Source organism: Actinoplanes sp. L3-i22, from assembly GCF_019704555.1.
Lineage (GTDB): Bacteria > Actinomycetota > Actinomycetes > Mycobacteriales > Micromonosporaceae > Actinoplanes.
Map to the genome: position 1 here is coordinate 11,702,000 of NZ_AP024745.1, position 21,264 is coordinate 11,723,263.

Annotated in this window: 18 protein-coding genes; 16 read left to right on the forward strand and 2 right to left on the reverse strand. The window is 70.0% G+C overall.

Going from position 1 to position 21,264, the window contains the following annotated elements; genetic code table 11:
* Window positions 1-66 precede the first annotated feature (66 nt).
* The 13 genes from L3i22_RS51965 (at window position 67) to L3i22_RS52025 (ending at window position 15,809) form a co-directional block, all read left to right on the forward strand.
* Complete coding sequence (locus L3i22_RS51965; RefSeq protein ID WP_221324735.1) at window positions 67-1,014, forward strand: DUF4034 domain-containing protein; 948 nt, start codon at window positions 67-69, stop codon at window positions 1,012-1,014.
* A gap of 20 nt (window positions 1,015-1,034) precedes the next feature.
* On the forward strand, window positions 1,035-2,093 hold the full coding sequence (locus L3i22_RS51970; RefSeq protein ID WP_221324736.1) for a PHP domain-containing protein: 1,059 nt from the start codon (window positions 1,035-1,037) through the stop codon (window positions 2,091-2,093).
* A 43-nt stretch (window positions 2,094-2,136) separates the two neighbouring features.
* On the forward strand, window positions 2,137-3,807 hold the full coding sequence (locus tag L3i22_RS51975; RefSeq protein ID WP_221324737.1) for a DUF885 domain-containing protein: 1,671 nt from the start codon (window positions 2,137-2,139) through the stop codon (window positions 3,805-3,807).
* A gap of 455 nt (window positions 3,808-4,262) precedes the next feature.
* Entirely contained in the window at window positions 4,263-5,369 is a 1,107-nt protein-coding gene (locus L3i22_RS51980; protein ID WP_255657793.1) for a hypothetical protein, read from the forward strand.
* Window positions 5,356-8,706: an ATP-binding protein gene (locus tag L3i22_RS51985; RefSeq protein WP_221324739.1), complete on the forward strand. Its 3,351-nt coding sequence runs from the start codon at window positions 5,356-5,358 to the stop codon at window positions 8,704-8,706. Before L3i22_RS51980 ends, L3i22_RS51985 begins: the two co-directional genes overlap by 14 nt.
* Window positions 8,703-9,149 (forward strand): roadblock/LC7 domain-containing protein, encoded by a 447-nt coding sequence (locus L3i22_RS51990; RefSeq protein WP_189332222.1) that lies wholly within the window; start codon window positions 8,703-8,705, stop codon window positions 9,147-9,149. Before L3i22_RS51985 ends, L3i22_RS51990 begins: the two co-directional genes overlap by 4 nt.
* Window positions 9,146-9,613: a DUF742 domain-containing protein gene (locus tag L3i22_RS51995; protein ID WP_221324740.1), complete on the forward strand. Its 468-nt coding sequence runs from the start codon at window positions 9,146-9,148 to the stop codon at window positions 9,611-9,613. The genes L3i22_RS51990 and L3i22_RS51995 overlap by 4 nt, the downstream gene beginning before the upstream one ends.
* A complete protein-coding gene (locus L3i22_RS52000) occupies window positions 9,591-10,217 on the forward strand; it encodes an ATP/GTP-binding protein (RefSeq protein WP_221324741.1) in 627 nt (208 codons plus the stop codon). The genes L3i22_RS51995 and L3i22_RS52000 overlap by 23 nt, the downstream gene beginning before the upstream one ends.
* Window positions 10,218-10,294: 77 nt before the next feature.
* Window positions 10,295-10,945, forward strand: coding sequence for a hypothetical protein (locus L3i22_RS52005; RefSeq protein WP_221324742.1), 651 nt, complete (start codon window positions 10,295-10,297; stop codon window positions 10,943-10,945).
* Between the two features lie 213 nt (window positions 10,946-11,158).
* Window positions 11,159-12,490 carry a glycosyltransferase gene (locus tag L3i22_RS52010; RefSeq protein ID WP_221324743.1) on the forward strand — a complete coding sequence of 444 codons (1,332 nt, stop codon included), beginning with the start codon at window positions 11,159-11,161 and terminating at the stop codon, window positions 12,488-12,490.
* A 67-nt stretch (window positions 12,491-12,557) separates the two neighbouring features.
* Complete coding sequence (gene wecB, locus L3i22_RS52015) at window positions 12,558-13,742, forward strand: non-hydrolyzing UDP-N-acetylglucosamine 2-epimerase (RefSeq protein WP_221324744.1); 1,185 nt, start codon at window positions 12,558-12,560, stop codon at window positions 13,740-13,742.
* Complete coding sequence (locus L3i22_RS52020) at window positions 13,742-15,373, forward strand: DUF2334 domain-containing protein (RefSeq protein ID WP_221324745.1); 1,632 nt, start codon at window positions 13,742-13,744, stop codon at window positions 15,371-15,373. Before wecB ends, L3i22_RS52020 begins: the two co-directional genes overlap by 1 nt.
* A gap of 85 nt (window positions 15,374-15,458) precedes the next feature.
* Window positions 15,459-15,809 carry an ester cyclase gene (locus tag L3i22_RS52025; RefSeq protein ID WP_221324746.1) on the forward strand — a complete coding sequence of 117 codons (351 nt, stop codon included), beginning with the start codon at window positions 15,459-15,461 and terminating at the stop codon, window positions 15,807-15,809.
* A gap of 37 nt (window positions 15,810-15,846) precedes the next feature.
* Here the strand turns inward: L3i22_RS52025 and L3i22_RS52030 are convergent, their stop codons facing one another.
* Window positions 15,847-16,593 (reverse strand): dienelactone hydrolase family protein, encoded by a 747-nt coding sequence (locus L3i22_RS52030; protein ID WP_221324747.1) that lies wholly within the window; start codon window positions 16,591-16,593, stop codon window positions 15,847-15,849.
* 91 nt (window positions 16,594-16,684) lie between these two features.
* On the opposite strand from L3i22_RS52030, the gene L3i22_RS52035 reads away from it, so the two are divergent.
* Complete coding sequence (locus tag L3i22_RS52035) at window positions 16,685-17,242, forward strand: TetR/AcrR family transcriptional regulator (RefSeq protein ID WP_221324748.1); 558 nt, start codon at window positions 16,685-16,687, stop codon at window positions 17,240-17,242.
* A 115-nt stretch (window positions 17,243-17,357) separates the two neighbouring features.
* Window positions 17,358-18,803: a cellulose binding domain-containing protein gene (locus L3i22_RS52040; RefSeq protein ID WP_221324749.1), complete on the forward strand. Its 1,446-nt coding sequence runs from the start codon at window positions 17,358-17,360 to the stop codon at window positions 18,801-18,803.
* A gap of 112 nt (window positions 18,804-18,915) precedes the next feature.
* On the opposite strand, the gene L3i22_RS52045 is transcribed toward L3i22_RS52040, so the two are convergent.
* Window positions 18,916-19,509, reverse strand: a complete 594-nt coding sequence (locus tag L3i22_RS52045; RefSeq protein WP_221324750.1) for a TetR/AcrR family transcriptional regulator — start codon at window positions 19,507-19,509, stop codon at window positions 18,916-18,918.
* A 114-nt stretch (window positions 19,510-19,623) separates the two neighbouring features.
* On the opposite strand from L3i22_RS52045, the gene L3i22_RS52050 reads away from it, so the two are divergent.
* Window positions 19,624-21,189 carry an MDR family MFS transporter gene (locus L3i22_RS52050; RefSeq protein ID WP_221324751.1) on the forward strand — a complete coding sequence of 522 codons (1,566 nt, stop codon included), beginning with the start codon at window positions 19,624-19,626 and terminating at the stop codon, window positions 21,187-21,189.
* The last annotated feature ends 75 nt before the right edge of the window (window positions 21,190-21,264 follow it).

The following is a 21,264-nucleotide window of genomic DNA, read 5'->3' on the forward strand; positions in this document are numbered from 1 at the left end:
CGATGTGAATCTTTACTGGGCAAGCCCGTTACGATCTTCGATCAGTAAACGGGGGAGTTGATACCGATGTGGCCGTTCCGGCGCGTACCGACCATTGATCCGACGAACGGCGATCCGCGGGCCCGGGCCCTGATCGCCGCGTTGACCGCTCGCGACCGCACCGCGGTCCGGGAGATCTTCGCGTCGACCACCGATCCGGATCACCGGACCTTCCTGATGAACATCGTCAGCGACACGTCCGGCGTGCAGGACTGGATCGGGCAGTGGATCGCCGACGAGCCGGCGGCCACCCTGCCGCTGCTGATCCGGGGCTGCCACGCGGTGGGCTGGGCCTGGGACGCGCGCGGTGCCGCCTATGCCAGCCAGACCGGCTCGGAGCAGTTCGCCGAGTTCTTCCGCCGGCTGCGGATCGCCGAGGACTGCCTGGACGAGGTGACCGAACGCGACCCGGACGAGATCCTGGCCTGGACCTGGCTGATCACCTCGGCGCGGGGCCGGCAGCTCGGTCCGGAGCAGGCCGCGGCCCGCTTCCAGGAGGTGGTCAAGCGGGCGCCGTACCACCTGATGGCGCACTCGCAGCGACTGCAGCAGCTGTGCCAGAAGTGGAGCGGCAGCCACCAGGAGATGTTCGCGTTCGTCCGGGAGGCGACCGCCGCCGCGCCGGCCGGTCATCCGCTGCCGGCGCTGCTCGCCACCGCGCACTTCGAGTACTGCATGGCGCTGCCTTCGGGAGAGCGCAGCTCGTACATCGGGAGCTGGCCGGTCCGGCAGGATCTGGTCGCCGCGGCTGACAAGTCCGTGCTGAACCCGGCGTTCGTCCGGGTGCCCGGCTGGGCGTCCCGGGCCAACACGTTCGCGATGCTGTTCTGGTTGAACGGGCACTACTCGTACGCCAATCGCGTCTTTGATCTGATCGGCGACCAGGTGACCGAGTCGCCGTGGGAGCACCTGTCGGACGAGCCGGCCGCACGGTTCGCCGCGGCCCGTCGTGAGGTGCGGCGCAACGGCGGGTGATCCCGCCTAAGGTGGGGCGTATGGCTTCTCGTGACCCGGTTGCTGACCTGCGGCGCATCGCGTTCCTGCTGGAGCGGGCGAACGAGGCGACGTACCGGGTGAAGGCGTTCCGGTCGGCGGCCGCGACGGTGGCGAAGACGCCGCACGACGAGCTGGCCGAGCGGGCCGCCGCCGGCACGCTGGCGAAACTGGCCGGGGTCGGCGAGGTGACCGCCCGCTGCGTGACCGAGTCGCTGGCCGGTGAGGAGCCGGTCTACCTGCGGCGGCTGCTCAGCACCGAGGGCGCCGACCTGCCGGCCGAGGCGACCGCGCTGCGCGAGGCGTTGCGCGGCGACCTGCACGTGCACTCGGACTGGTCCGACGGCGGCTCGCCGATCGAGGAGATGGCGCTGGCCGCGGCCGAGGTCGGTCACGAGTACTTCGTGCTCACCGACCACTCGCCGCGGCTCACCGTGGCGCACGGCCTGACCGCCGAGCGGCTGCGCCGCCAGCTGGACCACGTGGCGAAGCTGAACGCGCAGATGCCGGACGGCTTCCGGATCCTGACCGGCATCGAGGTGGACATCCTCGAGGACGGCTCGCTCGACCAGGAGGACGAGCTGCTGGCCCGGCTGGACGTGGTGGTCGGCTCGGTGCACAGCAAGCTGCGCGACGACTCGGCGAAGATGACCCGGCGGATGCTGGCCGCGATCGCGAACCCGCACCTGGACGTGCTCGGCCACATGACCGGGCGCAAGGTCGCCGCGGCCGGCGCCGGGGACGCCGCGCACCGGACCGCGCGGACCCGCCCGCCGAGCACGTTCGACCTGGAGAAGGTGCTGGCCGCGTGCGTCGAGCAGGACAAGGCCGTGGAGATCAACTCGCGGCCGGACCGGCTCGACCCGCCGAAGCGGATGCTGACCGTCGCGGTCGAGGCCGGCTGCCGGTTCAGCATCGACACCGACGCGCACGCCCCGGGCCAGCTGGATTGGCTCGGCAACGGCTGCGAGCGGGCCGCGCTGTGCGGGGTGCCGGCCGACCGGGTGGTGAACACCTGGACCGCCGATCGGCTGCTGGAATGGGCTCGATCGCATGGGTGAAATGGGATGACTCACGCAACCTGAGATCCCATAGGGTCGGCTGGTGGGAAGAATTGACGAACTCGCCGACCGATACGTGGACGACTGGGCCGAGCTGAACCCGATCGGTGCGACCGCCGTCGGGATCTCGGGTCACGACGACAGGACCGACGACCTCTCCCCGGAGGGCTTCGCGGCTCAGGGGGAGCTGATCCGCCGTACCCTCAATGATCTTGATGTGGTCGAATCGGAACACGAGAGCGAACAGGTCGCCAAGGACGCCATGATGGAGCGGCTGGGCCTGGAGCTGACCCGGCTCGACACCGGCTTCGCGGCGACCGAGGTCAACGTGATCTCCAGCGGGCTGCACAGCCTGCGGATGGCGCTCGACCTGATGCCCACCGAGGGCGAACAGGCGGTGGCCAACATCGCCGCCCGGCTGGACGCGTTCCCGGCCGCGCTCACGCAGTACCGGCGGACCCTGCTGGAGGGCGCCGACCAGGGGCTGAACAACGCGAAGGCGCAGCTGGCGGCGGTCGCCGAGCAGTGCGACGCGTGGACCGACCCGGCTCGGGACAACTTCTTCCACGGCCTGACCGCCCGGCTGGACGCCTCCGGGGCGCTGGCCACGAGCCTGCGCCAGGGGGCCGACGCGGCCGCCGCCGCGACCGCCGACTTCGGCCGGTTCCTGCGCGACGAGCTGGTTCCGCGCGGGCGGGAGAAGGAGGCGGCCGGGCCGGAGCGCTACGAACTGGCCTCGCAGTACTTCCTCGGCGCGAAGGTGGACCAGCACGAGACGTACCTCTGGGGGTTCGAGGAGCTGCACCGGCTGGAGCGGGAGATGCTCACGGTCTCCGCGGCGATCGCCGGCCACGGCGCCTCGGTGGACCTGGCGGTCGCCACGCTGGACGCCGACCCGGCCCGCAACATCGAGGGCAAGGAGCGCTTCCGGGACTGGATGCAGTCGCTCTCCGACCGGGCGATTAGCGAGCTCGACGGCACCCACTTCGACATCGAGCCACCGGCCCACAAGCTCGAGTGCTGCCTCACCCCGACCAGTGACGGCAGCATCTACTACACCGGCCCGAGCGAGGACTTCTCCCGTCCCGGGCGGATGTGGTGGGCGGTGCCGGAGGGGCAGGAGGTCTTCTCCACCTGGCGCGAGGTGACCACCGTCTACCACGAGGGCGTGCCCGGTCATCACCTGCAGGTCAGCCAGTCCCTGCTGCGGGCCGACTCGCTGAACCGCTGGCGCCGGCTGCTGGCCTGGTGCTCCGGGCACGGCGAAGGCTGGGCGCTGTACGCCGAGCGGCTGATGGACGAGCTCGGCTACCTCACCGACCCGGGCGACCGCCTCGGCATGCTGGACGCGCAGGCGCTCCGGGCGTGCCGGGTGATCGTCGACATCGGCATGCATCTCGAGCTGGAGATCCCGAAGGACAATCCGTTCGGCTTCCATCCCGGTGAGCGGTGGACACCGGAGCTGGGCTGGGACTTCCTGCGCGAGCACACCCGGCAACCGGAGGAGGTGCTGCGCTTCGAGTGGAAGCGGTACCTGGGCTGGCCGGGGCAGGCGCCGTCGTACAAGATCGGCGAGCGGATCTGGTTGCTGGCCCGGGATGAGGCGAAACACCGCAAAGGCAGTGACTTCGACCTCAAAGCCTTTCATCGGGACGCGCTGAACCTCGGCCCGCTCGGCCTGGACCCGCTGCGGAAGGCACTGAGCAGGATTTGAGTCATTAGGGCCTCTCCTTACCGAAAACGGGACGGAGAGGCCCTTTCTTATGTGATGGATCAGTTACCGAACGTATTTTTACTTCCTTTAGTAATTGCGTTGGCACTATCTGTGGGTGGCACTGCACCCAAGACGTAACGAATCCGAAGTAGAACTCATATTCACGTCTCCCCCGCGGGCCGGATACCATCTGCCCGGCACTTGTCACCCAGCCGACAGAAATCCCCCGAGAGAGCGGGCGGCGGTGCTGCGTATCCCCCGATCAGCCGAGCGAACTCTGACCCTTGGAAAGGGGTTTCTTGAGGATTTCTCGGATAGATTGACCCGGATTGGTGCGCCCGCACGGCTACGTTCAGTAGCCCCCAATGGCCCATCGCGTGTGTGCATGGCGGAGGACGAAAGCAATGTCAGTCTCGGTGAACAGCCGGCGAACCCGTTTACGCTCCACCCTCGCGGTGCTGCTGACGGTTCTTGTCCTGCTGCCTGCCGCAGGCCTGTTCCTGCGGGTCCTGCAAGAGAACTCGAAGCAGCGTGACAACGTCCAGCTGGAACAGGACGGCGTCGAATACCTCACCGCCCTGGGCCCGCTGATCTCGGCACTCGCCGAGTCCCAGTCCTCGGCGCTGCAGGGCGTCGCGGCGGAGCCGGCCTCGGTGACCGCCGCGGTGGCCCGCGTGCAGGGCGTGGACGAGCGTTTCGGCGAACAGCTGGGCACCAAGACCCGCTGGGCCGACCTCAAGGACAAGATCGCCAAGCTCCCGAAGGTCACCGGCTCCGACGACAAGGTCTACACGGCCCACGTCGAGGTCGCCGACCTGACCATCGAGCTGTTCGACGTGGTCCGGGAGTCCTCGACGCTGAACCGCGACCCGGACAGCGACATCTGGTTCCTCCAGGAGGTCGTGGCCCAGGAGATGCCGGTCGCCGTCACCGCCGTCTCGCGGATGAGCGACCTCGCGAACCGCGCCGCCGCCACCACCGGCAAGGTCCGGGCCGGTCTGATCGTGCAGTTCGGCTACCAGGCCCTGAAGGTCCAGGAGGTCGTCGGCGACCTGACCAACGGTCTCCAGGAGGCGGTCGACAACACCAACAGCGACACGCTCAGCGGCAACCTGGTCAGCAACCTCGACTCGTTCCGGCGTGGGATCGAGGCCGCCAACCGTGGTGCGAACCTCGGTGGCAGCCCGAACGTCTCCACCCTGGTGACCGCGCAGTCGACCCTGCAGACCGCGCTGAGCGCGCTGTCCGGCGTCATCCTGAAAGAGGTCTCCAGCCTCCTCGACGACCGCTCGAGCAGCCTGACCTACAAGCGCATCGAGGCGTTCCTGCTCTTCGGCATCGCGATCGTGCTGATCGCCGTGGCCGCCCTGTGGACCCGCGGCCGGGCTCGCCAGGCGCAGACCGGATTCACCGAGCAGCCGGGCGAGGCCAGCCGGGACCTGTCGGTCCAGGTCGGCAACGGCAACCCGTACGGCGGTAGCAACTCGTACGACTCGGTCCCCGGGTACGGCGAGGTCCCGAATTACGGCGGCGGGCGGGAGCGTTCCGGTGCTCTTCGGTAAGTTCCGCATCCTGGGCAAGCTTGCCCTGCTGGTGCTCGTGCCACTGCTGGGTGTTCTCGCCCTGACCGTGCCGATCATCGTGAACCGTGCCCAGGCGGCATCCGAGGCGCAGGACACCTCGGACACCGTCCAGTTGGCCACCCAGGTCAGTTCGGCCATCCTGGAACTCCAGGAGGAACGTCTGCTCTCGGTCGGCTACCTGATGAACCTGGTCGACGAGCCGACCCTGATCGTGCAGAGCGCCGAGGCCGCCGACAAGGTGGCCGGCCTGCTCGACAGCAACATCGCCCTGCCGACCTCGCTGCGCCGGTCGATCATCCTGGCGACCAAGCTGAACAGCACCCGGCAGAACGTGCTGAACGGCCAGATCGCCGCGACGGACATCGTCTCCGACTTCACCAACGTGATCACGCCGCTGATCGACGGCCTGGGCCTGAGCGCCCACGCCGACCTCACCACCGGCGTCGGCCAGCAGGTGTTCGCGCTGGAGCGCTCGATGCGCTCCGACGACCTGATCAGCCAGGCCTCCTGCTACCTCGCCTACAGCGCGGTGCTGAGCCGGTCGAGCAGCAGCGCGACCCGGGCCGCGGCGCCGCTGGTGCTGACCCTGTTCAACCAGACGTTCAGCCAGATCCAGTCGGTCATCACCGAGTCGAAGCCGTACTTCACCGACGCGCAGTACAAGCTCTACCTGAACACCCAGGACGCGTTCCAGTCCCGGGTGGGCGCGACGTTCACCACGCTGCTCGCGTCGAACCCGACCGCGGCACTGCGGAGCCTGAACGTCCGGACGCTGTTCCCGTCCCTGCAGTCCGTCATGGTCCTCGGTGGCTTCGTCGAGAAGCGCGTGGCGAAGGACGTGGACGTCACCGTTACCGACAACCGCTCCAGCGCCATCCAGCAGGCGGTGTACATCGGTGGCGGCGCGCTCGTGCTGCTGATCCTGGTGGTCACGCTGTCGATCTTCATGGCCCGCGCGGTCGCCCGGCCGCTGCGGCGTCTGACCGTCTCCGCGGACCGGATCGCCCGTGCCGCCGAGGCCGAGCTCGAACGAGTGGCCGACGACGAGGCCGAGGCCGCGGTGCGGCCGATCCGACTGGATCCGGTCGACGTCGAGGCCCAGGACGAGATCGGCGACCTGGCCCGGGCGTTCGACCGGGTGCAGACCACCGCCGCCCGGCTGGTGGAACGCCAGGTGCTCGGCCGCCGTAACGTCGCCCAGATGTTCGGCCACGTCGGCCGGCGTACGCAGAACCTGGTCGGCCGTCAGCTCTCCCTGATCGACTCCCTGGAGCGCCGGGAGACCGACAGCGACCGCCTCCGCGAGCTGTACCGACTGGACCACATGTCCAGCCGTCTGCGCCGGAACGCGTCCGCGCTGGTCGTGCTCTCCGGTAGTGCCGGCTCGAACGAGCACATGGCGCCGCTGCCGCTCTCCGACGTCGTCCGGCTCGCCCTCGGTGAGATCGAGGACTACACCCGTGTCGAGGTGGACGTCCCCGAGGAGATCGTCGTCGTGCCGGCCGTCCTGGCCGACCTCACGCTGCTCCTCGCCGAGCTGCTGGAGAACTCGACCACGTTCTCCCCGCCGCACACCAACGTCACGGTCTCCGCGGAGGAGCTGCGCGGCGGCGCCCGCCTGGCGATCATCGACCACGGCCTGGGCCTCGCGCCCGAGCGGCTGGCCGAGGAGAACGCCCGACTGACCCGCCGTGAGCGACTGGACCTGGCCCCCACCGAGGTGCTCGGTCTGTTCGTGGTCGGCCGGCTGGCCCGCCGGCACGGCATCGAGGTCACCCTGACCGACACGCCGGACGGCGGTCTGACCGCCTGGATCGACCTGAGCCCGCAGCACCTGATCACCCGGGTGGAGAGCCTCGCCCCGGCCGGTGCCCCGGTGCCGATGGCCGTTCCGGCGCCGGCCGCCATGCCGGAGATCCCGGCCGGCTACCAGACGGTCGGCCCGCCGATCAGCGGCGCGCTGCGCGGCAACACCGCCGAGGTGGCGATCGCCAGCACGTCGATCCGGACCGTTCCGGGCAGCCAGCAGCCGTTCGACCCGAACGTGCTGAACCGGGCCACCCGGACGCTCGAGTCGGTCCCGTCCTGGAACGCGTTCGGCGGCTCGCTGAACCCGCAGGCCGACGACCCGTACGCCGGTCAGCCGGTCTACGACGCCGAGCCGGTGTACTCGCCGGGCGTGCCCTACCAGGAGCCGGCCGCGCAGTACCAGCAGCCCGCCGGGCAGTACCAGCAGCCGGATCCCGCACACGGTTACAACAGCGGTATCCCGGTCGCCGGGCGTAACCCGTCCGCGATGCCGGAGCTGCCCGCCGCCGGCCGCCCGAACTGGGGCAACGAGCCGGCTCTGCCGGCCGGGCCGGGCTGGAACGCCCCGCAGCCGTCCGAGACCGCCTGGAACGTCCCGCCCCAGGCCGAGGCGAACTGGAACGCCCCGGCGCAGCCCGCGGCCAACTGGAACACCCCGGCGCAGCCGGAGACGAACTGGAACACCCCGGCCCCGGCCGAGGCGAGCTGGAACACCCCGGCCCAGCCGGAGACGAACTGGAACACCCCGGCTCCGGCCGGCCCCAGCTGGAACACGCCGGCCGAGCCGGCCTGGAACACCCCGGCCCCGGCCGTGGAGGCGCCGATGGCTTCGGCCAGCTACTCGGCCCCCGAGCCGGAGCCGATCGCTCCGGAGCCGGTGGCCGCCCCGCAGAACGGCGGCGGCAAGCCGCTGCGCCGCCGGGTACCGGGCAGCCAGCTCCCGGTGGACTCCGGTCCGAAGCAGCACGCCGCGGCGCCGTCGCAGGACGACGCCCTGGCCGCCCGGGCCGCGTTCGACGCGTTCGAGCAGGGGGTCAGCCGGGCGAACGAGACCAGCACCTCGATGCCGGCCCCGGACTACTCGAACGGGCAGTGGGCGATGCCGGCCGCGATGCCGGAGATGCCCGCCCCGCAGTGGAACGTGCCGGCCCCCGTGTCGGCCCAGGCCCCGGCCGCGATGCCCGAGGCCGCCCCGCAGTGGAACATTCCGGCCCAGGCCACCGCGCCGGAAGCCGCACCGCAGTGGAACGAGCCGGCTCGTTCCCCGGCCTGGGACACGCCCGCGCCGGCGGCCGTTCCGGCCGCGCCCCTGTCGTCCGGCAACGGAGGCCTGACCCGCCGCGTGCCAGGGGCCTCACTGCCGAGCGAGCCGCACCAACCGATCCTTCCGCCCGCCCCGACCACGATGGACCCGGAGCAGGCTCGCGCCCTGATGGATCAGTTCGAGTACGGCGTCGCACTCGCTCTGAATGAAACTCAGCCACAACACGAGGGACAACCGCGATGACTTCCCCCTACCCCACCGCGCAAAGTCAGCTAAGTGCCGAAGCCAAAACCTTCAACTGGCTGCTTGACTCCTTCACGTCCGGGACCGCCGGCGTGATCGAGGCCATCGCCGTCTCCTCGGACGGTCTGTTGATGGCCATGTCCGCGATCAAGGACCGGCCGAACGCCGAGCGCCTGGCCGCCGTGGTCTCCGGCCTCACCAGCCTCTCCGGCGGCGCCGCCAGCTGGTACCGGCTGGGCGCCCTGAACCGGGTCATCATCGACATGGCAGACGGGTACCTGCTGGTCACCGCGATCAGCGCCGGCTCGGTGCTCGGCGTCATCGCCGACCGGTCCGCGAACCTGGGCACCCTGGCGTACGAGATGACGCTCTTCGCCACCCGGGCCGGCGGCGCCCTGAGCCCGCGCCTGATCGCCGAGTTGAAGAACGCCGTCCAGCAATGACGTACCCGGACCCCGTCGACGAACCGGTACCTCCGGCGCGCCCCGGAGTCCGGCCCTTCCTGCAATCCGGTCCGAAGCACGCGACCGGTGGCTACACCCCTACCGGGGAACAGTCACCGGTCGAGCAAGGACAGAACAACACTCTGCGCCCGTTCGTCATCACGGCCGGACGCACCGATGGAGGCGACCCCGACATCGGTATGGAGACTCAGGTGACGGTGGTGCACGGTGCGCCGCCGTCCCGGTTCTCGCCGGAAACCAGGGCGATCGTGGCTCTCCTCGAGGAGAGCCCGATCTCGGTGGCCGAGATCTCCGCACGCTTGCGTCTTCACCTGGGCGTCTGCCAAATCCTCGTCGGCGACCTGCGCGCCTCCGGCCAGGTGGACGTCCATGTGATCGACAACGACACCCCTGACCCCGACACCATCATGCGAGTGATCCGTGGACTTCGATCCATCAGCTAACCGCGTTGTCGCGACCGCGCGGATACCGGGCGGACCTGCGCCGAAGAAGGCTCCGGTCCCGGTCAAGATCATCGTGGCCGGCGGCTTCGGGGTGGGCAAGACGACGACCGTCGGTGCCATCTCGGAGATCTCTCCGCTGACCACCGAGGCCGAGATGACCTCGGAGTCGATCGGCATCGACAACGTCGGTCAGGCCACGACGAAGACCACCACGACGATCGCGATGGACTTCGGCGTACTGACCATCGACCAGACGCTGAAGCTCTACATCTTCGGCACGCCGGGCCAGACCCGGTTCGCCTTCATGTGGGACGACCTGGTCAAGGGCGCCCTGGGCGCGCTGGTCGTGGTCGACACCAACCGCATCGACGACTGCTACCCGGCGGTCGACTACTTCGAGCGGGCCGGGCTGCCGTTCGTGGTCGGCGTCAACACGTTCAACGGCAACATGGCCTACAGCCTCGACGAAGTGCGCTGGGCGCTCGCGGTTCGCGAGGACGTTCCGGTCATCTCGTACGACGCCCGCTTCCGCGCCTCTGTTCGGGATGCCCTGCTCGTCGTTCTCGACCAGGCTCTCGACAAGGCGATAAAGATGAAGTCGTAGGGTGTGCGCGGGGTCGTCCGGTTTGCTAAGCATGCCTATGGATACCGGGCGACCGTTGCGAGAAAGAGGACGGTGACGTGCGAGGCGGACTGGACGACGCGCTCGACAAGCTTGCCCGCCGTGACGAGTTGCGGCGGCGCGCCACGACCGGGGAGAACCCTGGCCCGCCTCCGGCGGTGAGTGAGCTGGTCGAGGCCATCGCCGGGGTGCTCACCCGGTACCCGACGCTGGGCATCACCGTCGGGGTCGAGGGGGCCGGCGACCCGGTGCTGCTGCACTTCGGGTTCGCCGACGGCACCGTGCAGGTCCGGGCGGACCACGCGGTGGCGACCCCGCGCCCCGAGGACGAGCCGGCCCGTGCCCACGCGGATTTCGAGATCAACGTCGACGACCCGGAGCCGCCGCCCCGCGGCAGTCACGACGACCAGGATCGGTTCGGGCCGACGGATTATGAGTATGCCGAGCCCCCCACCGCCGAGCGGCCGTTCGTGACCCCGCACGCGCCACCACCGCCACCACCACCGGCCGCCTACGCGCCACCACCGGTGCCGCCGCAGCACCCGCAGCCGCACGCCGAGCCGGCCGCCTTCCAGGAGTCGACGGCCGGGATGCCGCCGCCGCTGGCGAATCCGGTCCCGTTCCAGGCCGAGCGCCCGGAGGAGACCGAGATCGCGGCCCGCCGGCTGGCCGCGATGCTGCGCGACAATCCGAATCTGCTGAACGACTGACCCACCCCGGTCATGGAAGGCGGTCACCTCACGGTGACCGCCTTTTTGGTACGCCCATTGCCCGGTTTCACCAGGTCCGAGACGTCTGAGATGTCTGACATAGGCCATTCGGGCGGTCTGCGCCGTCGCCCGGACCACGACTATTGAGTCACGCTCAGTAGCTCCGTAATGTCCTATTACGTCCAGGAACGGTGACAGGAAACGGGGGCGCTGATGTCCGCATCGGACGGCTGGCTCATCGCGGTCGCGGGCTACGCGATCCTGCTGGCCTGGCCGATCTCCACGGTCATCCTGGTCTGGTTCGCGGTCCACTACCAGGGCACGCACCGCGCCTCGGTGGTCAACAAGGCGCTGGCCAGTGGCGGCGGCAAGCCCGGCTACTTCTGGATCATCGTGCCCGCGCTGAACGAGGAGGCGGTGGTCGCCAACACGGTGAAAGCGGCCCTCGGCCTGCGCGGCCCGGCCGGCACGCTGGCCCGGGTCCTGGTGGTCGACGACGGCTCCGACGACCGTACGCCCGAGGTCCTCGCCGCCATCGACCACCCGCGCCTGCACGTGATGCGGCGCGACCTGCCCGAGGCCCGGCAGGGCAAGGGCGAGGCGCTGAACGCCGCCTACCGGTTCATCGCCCGGCTCACCGCCGACGAGGAGGTTCCCGCCGACCGCGTGGTGCTCGGCATCATCGACGGCGACGGCCAGGGCAGCGAGAACATCCTGAACGAGGTCGGCCGCCTGATGGGCGACAGCCGGGTCGGCGCGGTCCAGGTGCAGGTCCGGATCCGGAACCGCAACCGGCTCCTCGGCGCGGTGCAGGACCTGGAGTTCGGCGCGATCGTCGACGCCAGCCAGAACATGCGCAACGCGCTGGACACCGTCGGCCTCGGCGGCAACGGCCAGTTCAGCCGGCTCTCCACGCTGCTCTCGCTGGGCTCCGCGCCCTGGTCGGACTGCCTGGTCGAGGACATGGAGCTGGGCCTGCGGATGCACCTGCAGGGCGTGTCGATCCGCTACACGTCCCGGTCGTCGGTCACCCAGCAGGCGGTGGTCGACATCAAGCGGCTCACCCGGCAGCGCACCCGCTGGGCACAGGGCAACCTGCAGTGCGCCCGCTACCTCGGCCCGCTCTTCTCGTCCGGCAACATCGCCCGTACGTCATTGGTCGAGATTTTGCATTATCTGGTCTCCCCCTGGGCCAACGCGATCATCGCGGTCCTGCTCTCGCTGAGCGGCACCGCCGGTTTCCTCGGGCTGCTGATCGGCCACCCGGTGCCGTTCCTGCCCACCTGGACCGCGCTCGGCCTCAGCCTCGGCATCTGGCTGGTGGTGACCACCTTCCCGGGCCTGATCTGGGTGCTGGTGCACCGGACCAAGCGCGGCGACGAGTCGCTGACCCGGATGCTGCTCGCCGCGCTGGCCTACCCGGCGTTCCTGCTCCTCGGCCTGACCGCCACCTACCGGGCGCTGGGCCGCCAGCTGACCGGCAAGCAGTCCTGGGCCAAGACCGAGCGCCTCGTCGAGGAACCCCTCGCCCTCCAAGCCGCCTGATCCCGCAGGCGAGCAACACCAGCATCACCTCCCCCTGTAAGTGCAGTGAAGGAAGGCTCCCCCCACCATGTCCCTTCGCGAAGTCCACCTGATCGGCGGCACCCGCCCCGAGGCCGTCAAGCTCGCCCCGGTCGCTCTCGCCTTCCGCGAGGCCGGCCTGCTCACGCCGATCCTGCTGGCCAGCGGCCAGCACCCGACGATGGTCACCCAGGCGCTGACCGCGTTCGACCTCGAGCCGGACATCACGCTCACCGTCGACCGGTCCACCGGCACCCAGGCCGAGCTGCTCACCGCGATGATCCAGCAGCTCGACGAGCTCTGGTCGGTCCGCACCCCGGCCGCCGTGATCGTCCAGGGCGACACCACCACCAGCCTGGCCGGCGCGCTCGCCGCGTTCTGGCGCCGGATCCCGGTCGTGCACCTGGAGGCCGGGCTGCGCTCCGGGGACCTCGAGTCGCCGTTCCCGGAGGAGGGCAACCGCCGGCTGGTCGCCCAGGTCGCCGCGCTGCACCTGGCGCCGACGCCGCTGGCCGCGATGAACCTGCTGGACGAGAAGATCGCCGCCGGCGACGTGCTGATCACCGGCAACACCGTGGTGGACGCGGCCCTCGCGGTGGCGGCCCGGAAGCTGCCGTACGAGAACGCCGCCGTCGCCGCCGCCCGGGCCGAGAGCACCAAGCGCCTGGTCCTGGTCACCGCGCACCGCCGCGAGTCGTGGGGCGAGCCGCTGGACCGGATCCTCGGCGCGGTCCGGACGCTGATCGAGCGGTACCCGGACATCGAGGTGGTGCTGCCCAGCCACCCGAACCCGGCGGTCCGGTCCCAGGTGGACGCCGCGCTGGCCGGGGTGGAGCGGGTCACCGTCACCGACCCGCTGCCGTACCCGGACCTGGCCCGCCTGCTCTCCGAGGCCTACCTGGTGCTGACCGACTCGGGCGGCATCCAGGAGGAGGCGCCGTCGTTCGGCGTGCCGGCCCTGGTGCTGCGCGACGTCACCGAGCGGGTCGAGTCGATCCACGCCGGCTGCGCCAAGCTGGTCGGCTCCGACCCGGAGCTGATCGTCGCCGAGGCGTCCGCCCTGCTGGACAGCCGGGCCCGGCGGGACGCGATGACGGCCGGCGGCAACCCGTACGGCGACGGCCAGGCCGCCCGCCGCACCGCCCAGGCCACCGCGGCGCTCCTCGGGCTCGCCCCCGCGCCCGACGCCATGCCCGTGCAGCAGTCCACCGCCGAAATCGGAGCGAACGCGTGATGAGCAGCTCGAAGGTAACCCGGCGCACCCTGATCGCCGGCGGTGGCGCCGCCGCCGTGGCGGTCGCCGCCGGCATCGGCTTCAACACCGTGCAGGCCGACGCCGCGACCACCACCCCGGCCAACTCCGCCTCCGCGACCAAGACCGGCAAGGGCGGCCCGGGCGCCGGCTCGGCCAAGACCCTGGTCCTCTACGACACCACCGGCGACTACGGCTGGCTCGGCGAGGTCTACGCCACCCAGACCGCGAACCTGAGCTCGCGGTTCGGCGCCTGGACCGCCGCGCCGGTGGCGAAGTACCAGGCCGGCGACATGAGCGCCTACACCGCGGTGATCTATCTGGGCTCGACCTACGACGAGCCGCTGCCGGCCGCGTTCCTCACCGACGTGCTGGCCACCACCAAGCCGGTCACCTGGGTCTACGACAACATCTGGCAGCTGGCCGCGAAGGACGGGTTCGCCGCCAAGTTCGGCTTCGCCAGCGGCACCTTCGACTTCGCCGAGGTGACCGAGGTCGGCTACAAGGGCCGCAAGCTGACCCGGAGCACCGACAACAAGTCCGGGATCATGAACCTGTCGATCAGCGACAGCACCAAGGTCACCACGCTGGCCACCGCGGTCCGCGCGGACGGGACCAGCTTCCCGTGGGCGGTCCGGTCCGGGAACCTGACGTACGTCGGGGAGATCCCGTTCGCCTACGTCACCCACGACGACCGCTACCTGGCCTTCGCCGACCTGCTGTTCGACTCGCTGGGCGGCGGGACCACCGAGCGGCACCGGGCCCTGATCCGGATCGAGGACGTCGGCCCGGATGCCCAGCCGGAGGACCTGCGGGCCGTCGCCGACTACCTGGCCGCGCAGAACGTGCCGTTCAGCGTCGCGGTCTACCCGCGGTTCCGGGACCCGAAGGGCGTCGGCAACGGCAAGGCGCAGGACTACACGCTGCTCAACAAGCCGAAGGTGGTCGCCGCCCTCAAGTACATGCAGGCCAAGGGCGGCACGCTGATCATGCACGGCTACACCCACCAGTACGGCTCGGTGGCGAACCCGTACGACGGGGTCAGCGCGAACGACTTCGAGTTCTACAAGGCGCACGTCGACGCGAGCGACAACGTGATCTACGACGGCCCGGTCGCCGAGGACTCGACCGCGTGGGCCAGCGCCCGGATGCTCGCCTCCGGCGTGGTCTTCACGGCGGCCGGCCTGGGCGCCCCGAAGATCTTCGAGTTCCCGCACTACGCCGCGAGCGCGCCGGACTACGCGGCGGTCAACTCGCTGTTCGGCAAGCGCTACGACCGGGGCCTGTACTTCCCGGGCGTGCTGACCGGCGCCAAGTACGACTACGCGCGCCAGTTCGGGCAGTTCTTCCCGTACCCGGTGCGGGACGTCTACGGCTCGGTGGTCGTCCCGGAGAACGTCGGTAACGTGGAGACCGAGGCGTTCAACAACCACCCGGTCCGGCTGCCCGCCGACATCATCGCGTCGGCCGAGCGCAACCTGGTCGTCCGGGACGGCGTGGCAAGCTGCTTCTACCACGCGTACCTGGGCACCGATCACCTCAAGGACCTGGTGACCGGAGTCAAGGCACTCGGGTACTCGTTCGTCAGCGCCGATGCGGTGCTGAACGGCTGAGCCGGTCGTATCCGACGAGGCCGCCGTCCGGTTTGTCCGGGCGGCGGCCTTCGCCTGTCGGCTCGTCACTGCCAAGGAGACGCATATGGAAGTGGTGGACTTCTGGGTCCGCTCCTGGACCTCGGACGACCTGGTCGCCGCCCGGAAGGTGCTCACCCCGGACGTCGAGGTGGAGTGGAACCTGGACGCCCCGGTCGACGACGAGGAGCTGCTCCAGGTGCTGCACCGGATCGCCGCGTTCGCCGACGGCATCCGGGTCGCCGCGCGGACCGAGGCCCTGGACGGCGCCACCCTGATCTACGACCTCACGGCCCCGTTCGGCACGGCCCGTCTGGTCGAGTTCCTCGGCATCGAGGACAGCCGGATCATCGAGATCCGCCACGTCTACGACGTCGTAGCCATCGACCGATACTTCCCCGACCTCTACAAAAACTAAGAAAAACCACTATTTGGTACGACGTGCGCCGCCGAACCTAGAAGGCCCGGTCGAGCAGGTCGAACAGGGCGGCCCAGTGCCGCTTCTCGCCGGCCTCGTGATACATCGCCGTGTCGCTCATCGTGAAGCCGTGCGGTGCGCCCTCGTACACCTCGGACGTGTACTTCACCCCGCCCGCCTCCAACGCCGCCTCCAGGGCCGCGATGTTGTCCGGCGTCATCGACCCGTCGTTGTCGGCGTGTGCGAGGTAGACCTCGCCGGTGATCGAGCCGACCGCCAGGTGCGCGCTGTTCTCGTCGTCGGTCACCACCCGGCCGGCGTGGAAGCTGCCCAGCACCGCGATCCGGTCCGGCAGCGCGGACATCGCGATCAGCGCGTTCCGCCCGCCCATGCAGTACCCGACGGCCCCGACCGGCCCGGCCGCGACACCCTCCTGCGCGGCGAGGAAGTCCAGGTAGGCGGTGGTGTCGGCGACGACCCGCCCGGCGGTCAGCGTCTGCATCATCGGCATCAGCCGGCCGAACGCCGCGCCGCGCTTGTCCGCGTCGGTCAGCTCGTCCGGCTCGATCAGCGGGCTGGCCTGGCTGCGGTAGAACAGGTTCGGCACCAGCACCGCGTACCCGCGTTCGGCGATCCGGTCGGCCATCTCGCGCAGCCGCGGCCGGACGCCGAAGGCGTCCATGAACAACAGAATCCCGGGGTACGGGCCGGGCCCGTCCGGCTTGACGAAGTACCCGTCGGCCACGCCGTCGGCGGCCGGAATGTCGATCGAAGCCTGATGCATCGTCGCTTCCCTCTTCAACCATCGGTCAAGATCGTGGCGACGGTAGCACCGTCTGGCGGCTTTCCCGCCGGAACGTCGTATTCTGTGGCGCATGGCCACCCGGCTGCGTGCGGATGCCCGCCGAAATCGCGCGGCCCTGCTCTCCGCCGCGCGCGAGGTCTTCGCGGAACAGGGTCTGGACGCCTCGCTGGACGAGATCGCCCGCCGGGCCGGGGTCGGCAACGCCACGCTGTACCGGCGTTTCCCCAGCCGGCGGCACCTGATCGCGGAGGTTTTCGCCAGTCACATGACGGCCGCCGTCCGGCTCGCCGACCAGGCCTGTGAGCATCCGGACCCGTGGGCCGCGTTCGTCGGCTACCTCACCCGGGTCTGCGAGTTGCAGGCCACCGACCGCGGGCTGGCCGAGTTGCTGGTCACCGACGCGTTCGACGACGACGAGCGGCTGTCCGGGCTGCGCGCCGCGGCCCAGCAGCGCGCGGTGGACGTGGTGATCCGGGCGCAGCGGGCCGGCCGGCTGCGCGCCGACTTCACCCGGCACGACCTGTGGCTGGTGATGATGGCGAATGCCGGGGTGAACCGGCACGCCACCGAGCCGAACGCCTGGCGCCGCCAGTTGTCCCTGCTCATCGGCGGCCTGGCGACCCGGTGACGGATCGATCACGGTGCGGCTTTTAAGGATGTTTAAGGCTGTTGCCGGAGAACCTTAAGACGGTCACAGCGAAAGATCAGCTCCGGCACATAGTCCACCGTGATCGGAGCTCGACATGCAACGCAGCCGTCTGCGGCTCGCCATCTACTCATCAGCCGCGTTGCTCGCGGTCGGCGGCGGCATCGGCGCGGCGGTCGCGGCCACCACCGGTTCCGGCACGCTGAGCGCCTCCTTCACCAAGGAGAGCGACTGGGGCACCGGCTACCAGGCGCACTACACGATCGTCAACAACACCGGCGCCGCGGTGAACGGCTGGCAGCTGGTCTTCGGCCTGCCGTCGACGGCCAAGGTCGGCAGCGCCTGGGACGCCGTGGTGAGCGCCAACGGCAACGTCGAGACGGCGAAGAACGCGTCCTACAACGCGACGATCCCGGCCGGCGGCTCGATCTCGTTCGGCTTCGTGGTGGCCGGTAAGGGCGACCCGACCAGCTGCACGATCAACGGCGCGGCCTGCACCACCGGCGGCGCGACCGTGGCCCCGACCGCCACCACGGCGACCGCGACCCCGACCAAGACGGCGACCGTCGCGCCGACCAAGACCGCCACCGTGGCGCCGACCACCGCCGCGCCGACCAAGACCGCGACGGCCACCCCGACCGCGACGTCGACCGGCGGCACGAGCGGCGGCGTGCTGGTCGCCCCGTACGTCGACATGGGTGTGCTCTCCAACGGCGGCACCCTCTCGTCGCTGGCGAGCGGCGGCAACGTCAACTCGTTCAGTCTGGCCTTCGTCACCGCGGCCGGCTGCAAGGCGAGCTGGTTCGGCGCGTTCGACCCGCGGGCCAAGCAGTTCAGCGACCAGATCGGCGCGATCCGCTCGGCGGGCGGCGACGTGAAGGTCTCGTTCGGCGGGGCGACCGGCGTCGAGCTGGCCCAGGCCTGCACCTCGACCAGCGCGCTGCAGGCCGAGTACCAGGCGGTCGTCTCCGCGTACAACCTGAAGTACATCGACCTGGACATCGAGGGCGCGGCCTCGGCCGACACCGCCTCGATCAACCGGCGCTCGACCGCCCTGGCCGGGCTGCAGAAGGCGAACCCGGGCCTGAAGATCTCACTGACCCTGCCGGTGCTGCCGGAGGGCCTGACCGCGGACGGCCTGAACGTGGTCAAGTCGGCCAAGTCGGCCGGCGTCGACCTGGACCTGGTCAACATCATGGCGATGGACTACGGCCGCTCCGCCCAGGACTACGGTGACCTGGCGATCCAGGCGGTCAAGTCGACCAAGGACCAGATCAAGTCGATCTACGGCAACTCGGACGCGGCGGCCTTCAAGATGGTCGGCGTCACCCCGATGATCGGCAAGAACGACGACAGCGGCACGTTCTCCCAGAGCGACGCCAAGGACCTGGTCGCCTTCGCCAACACGAACCACCTCGGGTTCGTCTCCTTCTGGGAGATGCAGCGCGACAAGAACGCCTGCCAGGGCGCCCTGTTCCAGTGCACCAACATCAGCCAGACGGCGTTCGAGTTCTCCAAGATCTTCGCCGGCTTCAAGGGGTAATCCCCCCGCTTACCAGCGCGGCTCCCGGGCAGGGCACCTCCCGGGGGTCGCGCTTTTCCATGCCAAAAACCCGATTTCGACGTACGGCGAAATCGCTGTTGATCTTGATTGCTCAGACGAACCCACGACCGGCGTCGGCCAGCGAGTCCCGGGCGATGTCGAAGAAGTTGACCTCGGGCCGCCGCTCCAGCCACACGTTGATCGACACGCGCAGCACGGCCAGGTAGGTGGCGGCGATCAACTGCGCCCGCACCCCCAGCGGATCGGTGTCACCGAGCCGGAGCGCGACCTCGGCGGCGATCTCCCGCTCCAGCGCGGCGAACGTCTGCACCTGCGCGGCGGCCAGCGACGGGTGCCGGCGGACCATCCGGCTGCGCGCGATCCACTCCGGGTCCAGATCGCCCAGCTGGCGGTAGAAGACCTCGGCAGCGGCGCTCAGCGCCGCCCAGGGCGACAATCCGGCCGGCTGCTCGCGGATGATCCCGGCGAGCTGCCGCATCCGCTGAAGATCGCCGTAGAAGAGCGCCTCGTCCTTGTTGGCGAAGTAGTTCGAGAACGTCCGCCGCGAGACGCCCGCCTCGTCCGCGATCGCCTCGACCGTGATCCGCTCCGGCCCGTGCTCGAACGCCAGCCGCAGCGACGCCTCGTGCAGCGCCTGCCGGGTGGCCGCCTTCTTCCGCTCCCGTAGGCCCGGCGTCTCGCTCATGCCCGGAAGCGTACCGGCGACGAACATCACTTCCCAACGGGAAAGTTTGCCCAGTGCGCAAGCGTTGCCGATAGTTGTACTGAGCAACCATTCCGAACGAAGGGCCGCGACGACATGAGTGCCCCCGAACCGAAGACGATGACTCACCGCGAGATCATGGAGGCCCTCTCCGGCCTGCTCCTCGTGCTGTTCGTCGCGCTGTCCAGCTCCACGATCGTCTCCACCGCGCTGCCGACCATCATCGGGCAGCTGAACGGTTCACAGACCCAGTACACCTGGGTGGTCACCGCCACGCTGCTGACCGCCACCGCCTCCACCCCGCTCTGGGGCAAGCTCGCCGACCTCTACAGCAAGAAACTGCTGGTCCAGGTCGCGATCGTGGTCTACGTGCTCGGCTCGATCATCGCCGGCCTGACCCAGAACACCGAGCAGCTGATCGCCGCCCGCGCGTTCCAGGGCCTCGGCATGGGCGGCGTGCAGGCGCTCGTCCAGGTCGCCATCGCCGCGATGATCCCGCCCCGCGAGCGCGGCCGGTACAACGGCTACCTCGGCGGCGTGATGGGCCTGGCCACCGTCGCCGGCCCGCTGATGGGCGGCCTGATCGTGGACACCTCCTGGCTCGGCTGGCGCTGGTGCTTCTTCATCGGCATCCCGATCGCGATCCTCGCGCTGATCGTGCTCCAGAAGACCCTGCACCTGCCGGTCCTGCGCCGGGAGAACGTGAAGATCGACTACCTGGGTGCGAGCCTGATCGCGGCCGGCGTCAGCGTCATCCTGGTCTGGGTGTCGTTCGTGGACAGCTCGTTCGGCTGGCTCTCCTGGCAGACCTTCGCGATGGTCGGCGCCGGCGTGGTCCTGCTCGCCCTGGCCGCCTTCGTCGAGTCGCGGGCCGCCGAGCCGGTCGTCCCGCTCCCGATCGTCCGGCAGCGCACCACCGCGCTGGCCATCCTCGGCAGCCTCGCGGTCGGCATGGCGATGTTCGGCGGCTCGGTCTTCCTCGGGCAGTACTTCCAGATCGGCCGCGGCTACAGCCCGACCGAGGCCGGCCTGCTCACCATCCCGATGATGTTCGGCCTGGCCGCCGCGTCGACCGTGGCCGGGCGCCTGATCACCCGGACCGGCAACATCAAGCCGTTCGTGGTGGCCGGCACGATCACCCTGGTCGCCGGATTCGCCGGGCTCTCCGTGCTCGACCACGACACCCCGCTCTGGTACGTCGGCATCGCGATGCTCCTGGTCGGCGCGGGCGTCGGCATGTCGATGCAGAACCTGGTCCTGGCCGTGCAGAACACCGTCTCGCTCAAGGACATCGGCGCGGCCAGCTCGACCATCGCGTTCTTCCGCTCGCTCGGCGGCACGATCGGCGTCTCGGTGCTCGGCGCGGTCCTGGCCCGCCGGGTCGCCGACTCGATGACCACCCAGCTGGCCGGGATGGGCGTGCAGTCGTCCGGCGGCGACTCCGGGATCAGCGCGCTCAACCTGGGCAGCCTGCCGCCGGCGATCCAGCACGTGGTGCGGGTGGCCTACGGCGACGCGACCGGGCACATCTTCCTGATCTCGATGTTCATCGCGGTGGTCGGCGTGATCGCGGCCGTCGCGATGAAGCCGAGCAAGCTGCGCAGCACGGTCGACCTGGCCCCGGCGCCGGCCGCCGAGCCGGAGCTGGTCGCGGCCAAGTAGCTGTCCCACCTTTCCGACGCCCGGGCTCCCCGCTTCACGGAGCCCGGGCGTCCCCTTTCCGCCCGCTCGCCGCTC

Excerpts from the sequence above, each read along its gene's own strand:
- L3i22_RS52035 (WP_221324748.1), top strand. The coding sequence starts at position 16,685 with ATGGCCACCCGGCTGCGTGCGGATGCCCGCCGAAATCGCGCGGCCCTG.
- L3i22_RS51970 (WP_221324736.1), top strand. The coding sequence starts at position 1,035 with ATGGCTTCTCGTGACCCGGTTGCTGACCTGCGGCGCATCGCGTTCCTG.
- L3i22_RS51995 (WP_221324740.1), top strand. The coding sequence starts at position 9,146 with ATGACGTACCCGGACCCCGTCGACGAACCGGTACCTCCGGCGCGCCCC.
- L3i22_RS52030 (WP_221324747.1), bottom strand. The coding sequence starts at position 16,593 with ATGCATCAGGCTTCGATCGACATTCCGGCCGCCGACGGCGTGGCCGAC.
- L3i22_RS51990 (WP_189332222.1), top strand. The coding sequence starts at position 8,703 with ATGACTTCCCCCTACCCCACCGCGCAAAGTCAGCTAAGTGCCGAAGCC.
- wecB (WP_221324744.1), top strand. The coding sequence starts at position 12,558 with ATGTCCCTTCGCGAAGTCCACCTGATCGGCGGCACCCGCCCCGAGGCC.
- L3i22_RS52025 (WP_221324746.1), top strand. The coding sequence starts at position 15,459 with ATGGAAGTGGTGGACTTCTGGGTCCGCTCCTGGACCTCGGACGACCTG.
- L3i22_RS52040 (WP_221324749.1), top strand. The coding sequence starts at position 17,358 with ATGCAACGCAGCCGTCTGCGGCTCGCCATCTACTCATCAGCCGCGTTG.
- L3i22_RS51965 (WP_221324735.1), top strand. The coding sequence starts at position 67 with ATGTGGCCGTTCCGGCGCGTACCGACCATTGATCCGACGAACGGCGAT.
- L3i22_RS52050 (WP_221324751.1), top strand. The coding sequence starts at position 19,624 with ATGAGTGCCCCCGAACCGAAGACGATGACTCACCGCGAGATCATGGAG.
- L3i22_RS52010 (WP_221324743.1), top strand. The coding sequence starts at position 11,159 with ATGTCCGCATCGGACGGCTGGCTCATCGCGGTCGCGGGCTACGCGATC.
- L3i22_RS52045 (WP_221324750.1), bottom strand. The coding sequence starts at position 19,509 with ATGAGCGAGACGCCGGGCCTACGGGAGCGGAAGAAGGCGGCCACCCGG.
- L3i22_RS52020 (WP_221324745.1), top strand. The coding sequence starts at position 13,742 with ATGAGCAGCTCGAAGGTAACCCGGCGCACCCTGATCGCCGGCGGTGGC.